Below are 13165 nucleotides of genomic sequence, written 5' to 3' on the forward strand. Positions count from 1 at the left end.
CCGGTGCTGTTGAGGCATCGGGCTTTTTTTTGAGCAGGCAGTTATGCCATTAGTTTAAGAGCGCTGCTAAGGCACATCGAAAAAATAGACGTAGTTAATGGATACCTGATCAATGGACTTTGCGTCAAAATCAGGCCAGTTGTCTTCTATCCGTTTTATCCATTGACTGTCAATACGGTAGTATTGCTTAAGAGACGGGTCGACCACGTGAACCCAGTGCTGCTGTAGGGCAAGGGGGGTAGTCAGAGGGTCTGTACGACTTTTTTTCAGAAAACCACCCGTTCGAGCGATACGGAAAAAACTCGGATAATAACATGGGTCTATCAGGCCAACCATGCAATGGTTGGCATTGAACTCTTCAGCACCTTCTCCTTTTTTAATAGTAAGAACTATGATAATGGGCATAACCAAGGGAGAAAACCCTTTCTCCAGCATATACGCTACCACGGTATGGCATTGGTCGATGCAACTGCCAACATGCTCACGGCGGGCAACAGCACCATTCATTAAGGCGAGCTGTTTGTTTCGCTCAAAAATACTGAGACTTTGATCACCGTGTATTCGATCATGATTTCTGGTCAGGGTTGGTAACAGGTTGTGGTAATAATGGTTAAAGTCTTCTACTGAAGACTGATGGATATAACGGGGAATATTCGCATAGTGAAAAAACTTGAATACCAGTGGCTTCTGCCCCTGTCTCAGAAATGCTTCAAGCTCATGTCGATTACCCGGTGAGGCAATACCCATCTTTAAAAAACCGCCCAGTAAATCCCGGGCAAGGGATTCTAAATGCGCTAACATAGATAAACACCTTGTAGATTTTCCTTCAAATGGAGCAACCCGACAGACAGCAAAAACCGGAGTCAGGTCTTGAATCCATTCAAAAGAAACACCTAACCTAGTTTCGGCTTGCCTGGTTTATGCGTCAAGAAGAAAGACCTGACCCCAGCTTTCTGACCCCAGCTTTCATGTGGCAGCAACGAGTGCAAAGCTCTGGCAGGATCAGTTAACGGCAATAAGTCCAGCCCTAAAAGTAAAGCTGAGAAAAGCTGAGAGCTGGTGTAATCAACCAGCGCCTGACAATTAAATCCAGGCTCTTCTGTCTCGTTTCCACGCTCCGTGTGGTAACGTATACGCCACCAGAATAAAGGCACAAGGCTGAATAAAGTGAAACATAATGAAACAGGATACCCACAAAAACTTCGGCTGAGAAAAGAAAAAAGAGAAAAAGAGCATCCATAAATTTGACATTGACGGTTAAATTTGAGGGTGTCCTTTTGCTTCCCTCTCTTTCTCTATAAAAATGAGCGCCCTTTTTCTCCTATTGAATATACGCGATCAAGGCATCTAATTCATGGTTTGCGAAACTGCTTGTTTAATAGCAGACAAATCAATTCCTTGTTCACGGTTATCAATGGCAAAAGTGACTTGGTCTTTAGTAACAAAACCTAGAAGAAGTGCGTTCATGATAGTGTAAAGATTATCTTCTTTTTCCTTACAAACATCCTTGTATAGCATCCATATTTTATTTCCATGTATATTATTCTTTTTTAAGGTTGATAAAATTACCTCAAAGTAAATATCAGAATATCCTTTATCGTCATATTTTTTCTTAATATTGCATAAAAAATGTAATACGCCTGGATTCGAGCCAGCTAATTCAGTCACTCGTTCTTCCCAGCCAGCATAAACGTTTAAAGAGATGAGAATATGAAATATAAGTAGTAGGTTTGTTGGTTTCATAAAGGCTTTGAATGTCAAGATTAGTTTCGTTATTAATAGCACATCTAACAAAAAAATCTAGCCGACCGCCTTAGGCGGCGGCTGATTTTGGCGTGTGTGCCGAGCGTGGCACTTAACTCGAGAGGTGAAAGTCCCCTTACCAGCTATTCGCAGGGAAGAAAATAAGATAGAGAATAAGACACCAGAAAATACACAGAAAATAAGACACCCATAAATCTTACCCAAAACAATGGGTGTCTTTTTTTCCCTTTAAACAATGGGTGTCTTTTTTCCGCTTTTCCCTTTTTTTCACTCTCTTGACGGTCGGCAGCTTGATGATTTCAACAAAGTCCCAGTGTTTACTCAGAGCATGTTCCAGAAAAATGGCAGGCCATTACGATCGGTTTTGACGTGCTCCAGCAATGGCCTTCATAGCAATATTGATATTGCAGCGCATTGCGCAATGCGCTACACTTGGAGCTATGATTAAATCATTCAAGCATAAAGGGCTGAAGCAGTTCTTTGAGGCGGGCAAAAAGGCTGGAATTCAGGCCAGGCATGGGAAGAAGATGAGAATGCGGTTGGCTGCTATTGATACGGCTCAAGTGATTGATGATATTGATCTTCCTGGGTTTTCGCTTCACCCGCTGAAAGGGAACCGCTCAGAAATATGGTCAATCTCAGTAAGTGGTAACTGGCGTATTACCTTTGAATTTCGCGATGGCAATGCGTACATCCTAAACTATGAGGATTATCATTAATGTCTATGCACAATCCTCCGCATCCGGGGGAGTTCATCGAGTCCATCTATATGGAGCCGTATGAGATCAGCTGTCGCTACCTTGCCGAGCAGTTGGGAGTTGCTGCTTCAACACTCAATCGAGTAATAAAAGGTAAGAGCGCGGTTTCTCCTGAAATGGCCCTCAGATTATCCAAAGTTTTGGGTCGTACTCCCCAGAGTTGGCTGGCAATGCAGGATAACTATGAAATATGGCAAGCTCAGAAACGAATCAACCTTTCTCAGCTACAGCCGCTCAAATTTCTTTCTGCGTAATCCTGTCACATCTTTGGCCTAACAAAAAAATCCAGGTGATGCCTACGGCGCACCTGATTTAGGCGTATGTGTCGAGCATGGCACTTTTAACTCGCGGCGTGAAACAGGACACCCACAAAAATTTCGCCCACAAAAATTTCGGCTGAGAAAAGAAAAAAGAAGAAAAAAGAACATCCATAAATTTGACATTGACGGTTAAATTTGTGGGTGTCCTTTTGCTCTTCCCCTTTTGCTCTGTTCTTGTTTTGCTCTTTTTTGTTCTTTTTTGCTCTTTTTGCTCTTGTAAGCTCCTGGGGCTTCACGCACTTGCCGCCTGGCAACTTGAAATCCTTTGGGTATATAGCAGTGATGAACGAGTGCCGCCAACAAAGTAGCCGTTTGAAAAGCGACGGGGCTAGCCATGCATGACAGTGGGATTCAATAGAGTTATTCGCAAAGTGTTATATTATAACGCTTTTCCCTCGCATACGTGTTCACAGGCTGTTACAATGGCACTCTCATTTTTGTTATTAGCGACGGCTATGCTACTAAAGCTGCGTGGTTGTCATTGCGAATCCAGCCATTGCAATTCTTCTCTCTGTTGCTGGCTGTTCAAGGAGCTGTGAGTGTCTGTTCGTTTCATTGCAGAATCACGCCTGCCAACGCCCTTTGGTCAATTTACCATGCATGGTTTTGAAGACGAGCGCACTGGCAAGGAACATATTGCACTGTCTTTTGGGGACCTGAAGGGTGATGAGCCGATGCTCGGGCGTGTGCACTCGGAGTGTTTAACCGGCGACGCATTGTTCAGCGTTCGCTGTGACTGTGGCTCACAGTTACAGCTGGCATTAAAAAAAATCGCTGAAGAAGGCCGTGGCGTGTTGCTTTATTTACGTCAAGAAGGGCGAGGGATTGGCTTGCTGAATAAAATTCGTGCCTATGAGCTTCAGGATCATGGTCTCGATACTGTGGAAGCTAACGAAGAGCTTGGTTTTGCACCCGATATGCGCCAATACGATATGTGCAGGGATATGTTAAATCATCTGGGTGTTTCGAGCCTTCGCCTGATGACGAATAATCCGCGCAAAGTGGATGCCCTTGTTAAACAGGGCATTCAAATTGTTGAGCGATTACCCCATCAGACAGGGCAAAACCCCCACAACGAACGCTATCTTGCCACCAAAATGTGTAAGTTGGGACATTTATACAACAAAGCCTGAATGGGTAGTTCACGGTACCCATAGCCAACCAACTACAACCCCCTGGTTTGACATCCTCTCAAAACAGGGGGCGCGGTTACGATAAAACAGGTCTTTCTACAGACTTGTTGTTTTGACTCTTGGTAAAAAGTTTGGACGACTCGGCTCTGGCTGTGGCTGCTCATTGATGATAACGGGTTCTTTTAACAGCTGACCAATTTCAACCAATTTGTCATCTCTACTGATGAAAAGTGGTAGATAAGGCCGATCATTCTTACCTTCCTTTGCCAACTTCTTCAAATTCTTATGATGTCTCAAAAGCTTTGATGTCAAATCACTCTGATCAAATTCATTATCAAGTAGCCTCAGACGCGTAATCATTACAATATTCCTTTGATCTGTCACCTGTAACTCTGGCAGGTAATCAAAATCAATGATTCCAGCAAAATGGGTAAATAATTTTGTCGCTGCTTCATTGATGGATTTTAATAAGCCAGACGCATAATCATCATCAAGATCATCAAGATCATCAAGATCATCAAGGGGAATTTCGTCATCGTGATAAGAGTCAACGACAACGGCTACATCGATAGCTTTGATGTTTTTTAATAATTTTTTGTAATGGTTCTTATGACATGAAACAAGGGTATCGCCACCCAATGCATATACTGCACTGGTTACCCCCCACGGCACATTACCCGATAGACACAGCAAAGGGCTGCAACAACAGGAATAATAACAACAGGCAGCATCCACCGTATCAAAGGTGTAGAGACCGGCAAAAAGGCAATCTGAGCTGTTTTTCTTACTGTAGCGATAAAGGGGGATCTTCCTGTCAAGTTGTTCAAACAGACGGTTATGGATAGCTGCTTTTTTCTCTTTAACACGTTGCTTGCTGGTACGACCGGCGACCTGTTGTTCCAGGTAGGTTCCTGGTTTTGTGTGATCAGTCAGGGCAGTAAAGAGTCCTTTAACAACCCAGTAGCCTGGAATATCTCTTCGCGCCCAAACCCACGAAAAAAAGTCCCCACATCTGTTGGTGCTTTCTGGCTCAGAATCACTCCCCTGACCGTCAATAACTGGCTGTGAATGACTACTGCCTTTCACGGAATCAGTGATATTGACAGGCTCTAGCGCCTGCCACTTTATTTTTACACCATCACAATAGTGATCCTGCATCACGCTAAAACGACCACAGTGAGGGCGTAAAAAACGAAGTCCTGTTAGGGTAGTTTCCTCTTCATGATGTATTTCGCGGTATACCGAGTCTTTTTTATCGACAGAATAAATGGTAATACCCGAGCCCCTGGCATCTACAGCCTGATAATAGTCATTTTTTGCATAAACAAGCACACTGAAAAAACAGAAGAAAAAAGAAAAGCACCTGGCAAGTACGGGTGTCTTACTTCTCGTTAAAATCATAAAAAACCCCACGCTATTTTATTAAAACCCTGATAAAGGTAGTTTTGATTTACCTTGATGGATAAATGAATCGTTTATCCGCTGCACCACAACTACGTCTTGGTATAAAACAGATCTTACTATAGACATTTTTTTGAATCTTGATAAAAAAATTATACTACGGCAGACCAACCGACCCTGGCTGTGGCTGTTTATTGATGACGAGGGATTTTCCCAACAGTTTTCCCACTTCAATCAACTGGTCATTTCTGTTGATGAAAAGTGGGATATAAAACGCCTCCTTTTTGTTTTCCTTTTCCAGATCTTTCAGGTTTTTTTGGTGACTTAAAAGCCTTAATGTCAAATCACTCTGATCAAACTCGTTATCGAGTATATTGAGACGCATAATCATTACAATACGCCCTTGATCAGTTACCTGTAACTCTGGCAGGTAATCAAAGTCAATAATCCCGGCAAAGTGGGTTAATAATTTTGAGGTTGACGCATTGATAGATGCTAATAAGTCAGACGCATAATCCTCACTGGAGAGGGTGTCGTTATCTTGATCAAAATTAACGACAATGGCTACATCTATCGCAGTAAATTTTAATAATTTTTTGTAATGTTTCTTAAACTGTAAAATATAAAACGCATCGCAAGTGCCTGTGTACATTCCGCTTAATAACCCCGTAAGCCCATGGCCCATCGCACATAGAAAAGGCGCGCAAAAGCAAGAATAATAACAGCACAGAGAATCGAGTATATCGAGGCTGTAGTAACCAGCATACAAGCGCTTTGCACTGTGTATCAGCGCTATGTACTCCCAAACAGGTATCTTACCACCGAGTTTTTTAAACAGACTGTCGTTGATAGCTGCCTTTTTTATAGTAACGGGTTGCCTGTCGGTATGGCCGGGAAGCGACTCTCCCAAACACAACCCCGGTTTTTGAGGGTTAGTCAAGACAGTATCGAGCTGCTTCCATCCCTTTTTAAGTAATGCATAGCCTGGAATATCTCTTTGCCACCAAATGTCCGAGAGAATGCCTCTACACTTACTGGTATTCTCTGGCGCAGAATCACTGTCCTCATCCTCAAGAAGGGGTAATGAATCACTGTTTTCTTTCCCGGTGTCAGTGACATAAACACCATCAGGCGCTAACTGCGCCCACTTTACTTTTACATCATCACTATAGTGATCCTGCTCAATGCAGTAATAGTCATGACGAGGGCGTAAAGGAAAAACATTCAGTCCTTCTATGGTAATTTCCGGGTAAAGCTTTTCGGAGTATACGGAGCTATTCTTATGGACAGAATAAATGCTGTTAACCTGGCCTTCAGAATCTACCGTTTGATAATATTCAGTTTCTGCGTAAGCAATTACACTAAAAAAGTAAAGGAAAAAAGAAAAGCATCTGGTAAGTACGAGTGTTGTAACTCTACTCAACATCATAACAATGACTCCGTTTTATTTGATTAAAAGCCTAATAAAAATAGTTTGGCTTTATTTTAGTGGATAGTTCATGGCCCATCTTCACAACTCAAACCGCGCGCATACAGGCTTTCACGACAAGGGGCAGCCAGGGACTTAGGTGTAAAAAAAAATCTGTCTGTAGACTTTTTTGAATAGTGACAGGTAATGCGTACTACGGCAAACCCATCAACCCTGAATAAGGCTGTGGTTGTTCGTCGATGACAGGGGGCGTTTTTAACAGTTTACCAACTCCAAACAATTTGTCATCGTTATCCCTATAACTGAAAAGTGGTATATAAAGCTCATCCGTCTTACCCTCTTTTTCCAGGTTTTTCAGGGTTTTTTGATGTTTCAAAAGGGTGTATTTCAAGCAACTGTGATCAGAATCGTTATCCAGTATCTTGAGGCGCATAATTATTACAATACGCCCTTTATCTGTCATCTGGAGTTCTGGCAGGTGATCAAAATCAATAACGCCAGCAAAATGGCTAAATAATTTTGACGTTGATGTATTGATGGCGGCTAATAAGCGAGACGCATAATCATTACTGTCAGGGTCGTCATCATTTTGATGAAAATCAACAACCATAGCAACATCGATAGTAGTGAAGTTTAATGATTTTCTATAGCTTTGCTTAATTGGTATAACACAAAATAAATCGCAAAAGCATGCAACCATTGCACTGGTTGCCCCTGCAGGAATAGAACTGTTCAGTATACACACAAAAGGGCTACCAAACAGGCAATAACAACAACAGGCATAGTCCATACAATTCAGGGTGTAGTAATAAGTAGAAGGGCCCTCATTAAACAGCGGTTTATAATCATAAACCGGCAGCTTTCCTTTAAGTTGTTCAAACAAGCCGTGACTGATAGCGGCGTTTTTTACCGTAATCGGTTGCCCGGTGGTGTCACCATCGACCTGCTCTTGCCGATGCACCTCTGGTTTGGGACGCTCAGTATTGAGTAACTTGAGAACCCTTTTAACCAATGCGTATGCCGCAGTACTTTCCAGAAAGTTAATGCCTTTACCTTTAGGGGTATTCTCTGGCGCGGAATCACTCTCTTTATCATCAACATAATCAACAGGTGGGCATGAATCACTCTCGTCTTCCTCGATAGAAGTGATCTTGACAGGATCAGGCTTTAGCTGCAGCCACTTTATTTTTACACCATCGCAAAAGTGATCCTGTTTAATACAGTCATGGCCACAACAGCCGCATAGCGTGTCAAGCTCATCGATGTAATATTTTTTGTGAGATTGCTCGTAGTAAAGCGGTTCTTTCTTATCAACAGAATAAACGATAGTACCATAGCCTCTGGAATGCACAGCCTGATAGTAGTCATTTTCCGCATAAGTCAGCACACTAAAAAAACACGGGAAAAAAGACAAGCACCAGGCAGGTGATGGTTTTTTACATTTATTGAAAGCCATAATAAAAAAACAATTCTATTTTATTAAAGTCCTGATAAAGATAGCTTAGATTGTTTGACGTGTTTTTTTATTTAAGCGGATTGATTACTGGTAACTCCCGGCAGCATTAGAAAATAGAGTACCAATAATCGTTTCTAACCACGGTATTGCGCAGGGCAAGGGGAACGTCAGAGAATAGAAATGACGAGTAAAATCCGCTCTTGCGAGACGTTTCAACGCAGCTTTGGCGTCCTACTGAATTTTATGCTCGAAAGCATAAGTTCGACAGGCTCCTGGTTTGTCTGCGCAATAGCGGTTTGGCACACTGCCATTGGTGTTAAACTTTCGTTGGCACAGGGTACTGGAAATGCCGTTTTGTCTGGTTGACGCCTGAGAACCACCTTTCAATGGCATTCATAATACCCTCAGCGTCCAGGCCACATTCCGCCAATTGATCCGTATGGCTGGCGGCTTCGATATACCGGTCTGGTATCCCCTGGTTAATCACAGGAACCGTGATGCCTGCTTTTTGAAGGCGCTCATTCACTGCCGAGCCAGCCCCCCCCATAATGCAGCCTTCCTCCACAGTGACCAGTAGCTCATGACTCGTTGCCAGTTGGATCAACAGTTTTTCATCCATGGGTTTTACAAAACGCATATTGGCAACGGTGGCGTCAATGCTTTCAGCGGCTTCCATGGCACTGGCCAGCACTGTACCAAAGGCCAGGATGGCAACCCGCTGGCCTTTACGGGTGATTTCACCCCGGCCCATGGTTATCGGCTCAAGGCTGACGTCAACCAAAGCGCCTGGCCCTGTACCGCGAGGGTAGCGCACAGAGGCAGGGCCGTTATGGAGGAAACCAGTGGTGAGCATCTGGCGGGTTTCATTTTCGTTTGCCGGCGTCATTACCACCATTTCAGGAATACAACGTAAAAAGGCAATATCGTAACAACCACCATGGGTTGGCCCGTCTTCACCCACCATCCCGGCACGGTCGATGGCGAACAGTACATCCAGATGCTGTACAGCCACATCATGAATCAACTGATCGTAGCCGCGCTGTAAGAAGGTGGAATAAATCGCCACGACAGGCTTCATGCCTTCGCAGGCCATTCCGGCAGCCAGGGTTACCGCATGTTGCTCAGCAATGGCCACGTCAAAATAGCGTTCCTGGTACTGCTGGGCAAAGCGAATCAGGTCAGAGCCTTCTTTCATCGCTGGCGTAATGCCCAGTAAACGTTCGTCTTGTGCTGCCATATCGCAGAGCCATTGACCAAAAATGGCAGAGTATTTTGGCCTTCTCGGTTGCTTGGGCCTGGCCTGTGTGGCATCAGCGCGTGGCTCAAGTTTGGTGATGGCATGGTAGCCAATGGGGTCCTGCTCAGCGGGAGCAAAGCCCTTGCCCTTTTTGGTGACAATGTGCAAAAACTGTGGGCCTTCGAGCTCGCGTATTTTTTTGAGGGTATGAATCAGCATGGGCAGGTCATGTCCGTCAATGGGGCCAATGTAGTTAAATCCCATTTCTTCAAACAGTGTGCCGGGAATGATCATGCCTTTCATATGTTCTTCTGTCCGCCTAGCCAACTCCCAGGCACTGGGAATGGCATGCAGTACTTTTTTGCTGCCTTCACGGATATGGTGATAGGTTTTGCTGGATAGCACGCGCGCCAGATAATTTGACAACCCACCCACATTGCGTGAAATGGACATATCGTTGTCATTCAATATGACCAGCATATTGGCTTTCAGGTCAGCCGCGTGGTTTATGGCCTCATAAGCCATACCCGCGGTCATGGCGCCATCACCAATAATAGCCACGCAGCGACGGTTCTCCCGCTTGAGCCTGGCAGTGACGGCCATGCCTAATGCGGCACTGATGGAGGTACTGGAATGACCAACACCAAAGGTATCGTAGGGGCTTTCGTCGCGCTTGGGAAAGGCTGCCAGTCCGCCTTTTTGTCGCAGTGTTGCCATGACACCGCGTCGCTCTGTCAGTATTTTATGGGGATAAGCTTGATGGCCCACATCCCAGACCAGGCGGTCTTCTGGCGTGTTATAAATGTAGTGCAGGGCGACAGTCAGCTCGACGACACCAAGCCCGGCACCGAAGTGTCCGCCGGTTTGCCCTACCGAGAAAAGCAGGTACTCCCTTAACTCGTTTGCCAGTTGGGGCAATTCGGACTCATTAAGCCCGCGCAGCTGTTCAGGGTTTTCCACCTGATCCAGCAGGGGTGTGTGTGGCTGTTCTTTCGGTATTTCGTGAAACATGTTAATGCGATGCTATGACCAGGCCGCCAAGCCAGAATGAATGATGGACAATTGTACTTGACGGCACACAAGATGGGGAGCGTTAGCTTGTTGCCTGACATGGAGTACTGGCTGATTAATGGGTACGTTGAACAATATACTCGGCTAATTGCCTCAGTGGCCTGGCGGCATTATCAAATTCAGTGATGGCAGTTATTGCTCTTTGGCACAGTGTCTGAGCATAAGACCGTGCCTGTTTCAGCCCCATAATTGAAACGTATGTTGGTTTATCAAGTGCCTGATCAGCACCTTGTCGCTTGCCCAATATTTGAGTATCTGCAGTAACATCAAGAATATCATCCTGAACCTGAAAGGCCAGGCCAATGGCTGATGCATACTGGTCCAGTTTAGCCAGTTGCCATGGTGCCACATCAGCATGGGAAAGTGCACCCATTTTTATCGCCGCACGAATGAGCGCGCCAGTTTTATGGTTGTGCATGGTGACCAGTTGATCTTGCCTCAGGGCAAGCCCGGTGGACTCCAGATCCATGGCTTGCCCGCCAACCATCCCCGCGTGCCCTGATGCCTGTGCTAATACCTCGATTAACAAAAGGCGCTGGCTTGCGGATAATCGTGTTTCTGCCAGCAGCTCAGGGCTGCTGAGTAATTCAAATGCCAGGGTTTGCAGGGCATCGCCAGCCAGGGTTGCTATGGCTTCATTATAAGCCTTGTGGCAGGTAGGTTTCCCTCGCCGTAGATCGTCATCATCCATAGCGGGAAGGTCGTCATGCACCAGGGAGTAAGCGTGAATCAATTCAACGGCACAGGCTGCCGGGTCAGCATTCTCAAGGTGGCCGCCCACGGCTTCACAGGCGGCGTAAGACAATAACGGACGAATACGTTTTCCGCCATTGAGGACGCTGTAACGCATGGCCGCGATCACGGTTGTATTCACCGGGTTTTGCCTTGGGAGAACCGTTTGCAACATGGCATTCACCCGATGCAGGCAACGGTTTTTATATCCCTCAAGCGACATACTTACTTTCCTTCTGGCAGCGGTTCAAAAGGCTGTGATACCAGTTCACCGTTCTGCTCAAGCAGCAACTGGACTTTCTGCTCCGCTTTGGAAAGTGCCTGCTGGCAGATTTTTGTTAACTTAACGCCTTCCTCAAACGATTTAAGGGACTCTTCCAGAGAAAGGTCGCCGGATTCCATTTTTTGAATCAGTTGCTCAAGGGTGTTGAGGGAGGTTTCAAAGGACGCATGACTCTTGTTTGTTGGCTTTGTTGGCTTTGTTGACATGAGCGGGCCTAGACTAACCTGATGATACGGATATATGCGCCAAGCATACCATAAATTGCGCGATAAATTGCGCGATAAGGTAAATTGTGCGGCTGTTTTAAATGGGAGGGGCAAAGACTGAAGAATGACTCTTGATTTTCCAGCCGTGTGATCCCCGGCAAAAGCTAACAGCCAATTAACAGCGGTCAACTGTTGTATTCAGGTTCAGGCTAAGGCATCAGGCAGTTGCCATTGAGAAAATCGAAGGCTTGGGAATGCCAACATTGACATGACTTTTTTAGTATTGATTTTAGTATTGATGAGGGTTTGCTCGTGGCGCAAGGCTCGCTTTCATTTATACGGCAATAAACATATAAGTAAGAGAAACTAATAAATGACTGCTGAGGCTTTTTAACGCTGAGCAATAGTATTTGGTTCAGTCTTAACTATATTAGCCCTACGAGCCTGTCGGACTTATGCCCGAAAGTATAAGTCCGACAGGCTCCTGGTATCCATGGGAAGTATCTGGAGGTTCTCAGGATCTTGAATCTCCCGGGTTTTCGTTAATGCTCCGATGGTACCCGCCACGTAAAACTGCTCGCAGTACTGTCGTTGGCAGGTTTGATTAAGGCGCGGGGGATTCGGTCAATAGCTGTCTGATGCCCGCTGTACAACAGGTTGCGTGTCGAGCCAGAAGCCCGTTGACCGGCTGAACAGCGTCCACTGATCAGCCTGTTCATCCAGGCGTTTTCAATCAAGACCCAAACTTGACATTACGGAGTTGATTATGTATTACCAAAGCTTTCGATTTCCCTCCTTCGCTGCCTTGTCTTTCGCTCTTTTATGCATTGCGCGCACAGCGCCCGTCGATGCCAAGGTATACAGCATCACTCCCCACGGTCATGCCAGGGTTCACTCAAAGCAGAAGATGGACGCGATCGGAGAAGGTGTCAAGATTATCAGCAAACTGCAGATTATTGTGCCGAAATTTGACAAAAGGAACTATGTTGAAATAAAAGCAGACCTATACTTCAGGCTAGAAAAGGGACAGTTAATAGCTGCCCAAAATGATGCTAAATGGTTTGGTTTTTCCATGACTGACCCTCATCATGGCGGGCTTTTCGGTAAGGAAAGATTTACCCTCAGGATCTGGTGTAACGATAGCGGTTCTGACGGCTATATCATCCGAAGACCTAAACATTTCAGTCCACCACCGGTCGATCACTCCCAGTACATAGTAGGCCATGTTTCATGTTACAGGTTGATTTTTCTTAATCCCGACGTGCTAGGAGTCTGACCGAGAATAGACTACCCTACTGCGGTTGCGATAAATTGGTCTAAAAATTCCTGCTTCTTCGTCAAATAGCCCCACTATTATCCTCAGAAGCAGAAATTT

At 45.2% G+C, this 13165-nt stretch carries 13 protein-coding genes; 4 read left to right on the forward strand and 9 right to left on the reverse strand.

The genetic code is table 11. The annotated features are described in order from the left end of the window. Positions 1 to 66 precede the first annotated feature (66 nt). On the reverse strand, positions 67 to 801 hold the full coding sequence (locus V4C51_RS01165; RefSeq protein WP_330924286.1) for a hypothetical protein: 735 nt from the start codon (positions 799 to 801) through the stop codon (positions 67 to 69). A gap of 546 nt (positions 802 to 1347) precedes the next feature. Beyond that, positions 1348 to 1668 (reverse strand): hypothetical protein, encoded by a 321-nt coding sequence (locus tag V4C51_RS01170; RefSeq protein WP_330924287.1) that lies wholly within the window; start codon positions 1666 to 1668, stop codon positions 1348 to 1350. A gap of 476 nt (positions 1669 to 2144) precedes the next feature. On the opposite strand from V4C51_RS01170, the gene V4C51_RS01175 reads away from it, so the two are divergent. Together V4C51_RS01175 and V4C51_RS01180 are read left to right on the forward strand one after the other, a co-directional pair. Then, positions 2145 to 2483 (forward strand): type II toxin-antitoxin system RelE/ParE family toxin, encoded by a 339-nt coding sequence (locus tag V4C51_RS01175; RefSeq protein WP_330924288.1) that lies wholly within the window; start codon positions 2145 to 2147, stop codon positions 2481 to 2483. Next, positions 2483 to 2776 (forward strand): HigA family addiction module antitoxin, encoded by a 294-nt coding sequence (locus V4C51_RS01180; RefSeq protein WP_330924289.1) that lies wholly within the window; start codon positions 2483 to 2485, stop codon positions 2774 to 2776. The genes V4C51_RS01175 and V4C51_RS01180 overlap by 1 nt, the downstream gene beginning before the upstream one ends. A gap of 86 nt (positions 2777 to 2862) precedes the next feature. On the opposite strand, the gene V4C51_RS01185 is transcribed toward V4C51_RS01180, so the two are convergent. Beyond that, positions 2863 to 3096 carry a hypothetical protein gene (locus V4C51_RS01185; protein ID WP_330924290.1) on the reverse strand — a complete coding sequence of 78 codons (234 nt, stop codon included), beginning with the start codon at positions 3094 to 3096 and terminating at the stop codon, positions 2863 to 2865. Positions 3097 to 3381: 285 nt separating this feature from the next. Between V4C51_RS01185 and ribA the strand changes: the two genes are divergently transcribed. Beyond that, a complete protein-coding gene (gene ribA, locus V4C51_RS01190; protein ID WP_330924291.1) occupies positions 3382 to 3975 on the forward strand; it encodes a GTP cyclohydrolase II in 594 nt (197 codons plus the stop codon). A 96-nt stretch (positions 3976 to 4071) separates the two neighbouring features. On the opposite strand, the gene V4C51_RS01195 is transcribed toward ribA, so the two are convergent. From V4C51_RS01195 to V4C51_RS01220, 6 genes are all read right to left on the reverse strand, one after another. Beyond that, positions 4072 to 5376, reverse strand: a complete 1305-nt coding sequence (locus V4C51_RS01195) for a hypothetical protein (protein ID WP_330924292.1) — start codon at positions 5374 to 5376, stop codon at positions 4072 to 4074. A 157-nt stretch (positions 5377 to 5533) separates the two neighbouring features. Then, positions 5534 to 6805, reverse strand: coding sequence for a hypothetical protein (locus tag V4C51_RS01200; RefSeq protein WP_330924293.1), 1272 nt, complete (start codon positions 6803 to 6805; stop codon positions 5534 to 5536). Between the two features lie 193 nt (positions 6806 to 6998). After that, entirely contained in the window at positions 6999 to 8261 is a 1263-nt protein-coding gene (locus V4C51_RS01205) for a hypothetical protein (RefSeq protein ID WP_330924294.1), read from the reverse strand. Between the two features lie 316 nt (positions 8262 to 8577). Further along, entirely contained in the window at positions 8578 to 10509 is a 1932-nt protein-coding gene (dxs, locus tag V4C51_RS01210; RefSeq protein ID WP_330924295.1) for a 1-deoxy-D-xylulose-5-phosphate synthase, read from the reverse strand. 115 nt (positions 10510 to 10624) lie between these two features. Then, the gene (gene ispA, locus V4C51_RS01215; protein ID WP_330924296.1) at positions 10625 to 11524 is read right to left on the reverse strand and encodes a (2E,6E)-farnesyl diphosphate synthase; all 900 of its coding nucleotides are present in this window, start codon (positions 11522 to 11524) and stop codon (positions 10625 to 10627) included. 2 nt (positions 11525 to 11526) lie between these two features. Further along, a complete protein-coding gene (locus tag V4C51_RS01220) occupies positions 11527 to 11790 on the reverse strand; it encodes an exodeoxyribonuclease VII small subunit (RefSeq protein WP_330924297.1) in 264 nt (87 codons plus the stop codon). 766 nt (positions 11791 to 12556) lie between these two features. On the opposite strand from V4C51_RS01220, the gene V4C51_RS01225 reads away from it, so the two are divergent. Continuing rightward, positions 12557 to 13066 carry a hypothetical protein gene (locus V4C51_RS01225; protein ID WP_330924298.1) on the forward strand — a complete coding sequence of 170 codons (510 nt, stop codon included), beginning with the start codon at positions 12557 to 12559 and terminating at the stop codon, positions 13064 to 13066. Positions 13067 to 13165: the final 99 nt, after the last annotated feature.

It is taken from the genome of Candidatus Sororendozoicomonas aggregata, from assembly GCF_031528575.1.
GTDB classification, from domain to species: domain Bacteria; phylum Pseudomonadota; class Gammaproteobacteria; order Pseudomonadales; family Endozoicomonadaceae; genus Endonucleibacter; species Endonucleibacter aggregata.

Bases quoted from the DNA above. Each gene is read 5' to 3' on its own strand.
- V4C51_RS01165 (WP_330924286.1), bottom strand. From the start codon at position 801: ATGTTAGCGCATTTAGAATCCCTTGCCCGGGATTTACTGGGCGGTTTT.
- V4C51_RS01175 (WP_330924288.1), top strand. From the start codon at position 2,145: ATGGCCTTCATAGCAATATTGATATTGCAGCGCATTGCGCAATGCGCT.
- V4C51_RS01180 (WP_330924289.1), top strand. From the start codon at position 2,483: ATGTCTATGCACAATCCTCCGCATCCGGGGGAGTTCATCGAGTCCATC.
- V4C51_RS01195 (WP_330924292.1), bottom strand. From the start codon at position 5,376: ATGATTTTAACGAGAAGTAAGACACCCGTACTTGCCAGGTGCTTTTCT.
- V4C51_RS01200 (WP_330924293.1), bottom strand. From the start codon at position 6,805: ATGATGTTGAGTAGAGTTACAACACTCGTACTTACCAGATGCTTTTCT.
- V4C51_RS01205 (WP_330924294.1), bottom strand. From the start codon at position 8,261: ATGGCTTTCAATAAATGTAAAAAACCATCACCTGCCTGGTGCTTGTCT.
- dxs (WP_330924295.1), bottom strand. From the start codon at position 10,509: ATGTTTCACGAAATACCGAAAGAACAGCCACACACACCCCTGCTGGAT.
- ispA (WP_330924296.1), bottom strand. From the start codon at position 11,524: ATGTCGCTTGAGGGATATAAAAACCGTTGCCTGCATCGGGTGAATGCC.
- V4C51_RS01220 (WP_330924297.1), bottom strand. From the start codon at position 11,790: ATGTCAACAAAGCCAACAAAGCCAACAAACAAGAGTCATGCGTCCTTT.
- V4C51_RS01225 (WP_330924298.1), top strand. From the start codon at position 12,557: ATGTATTACCAAAGCTTTCGATTTCCCTCCTTCGCTGCCTTGTCTTTC.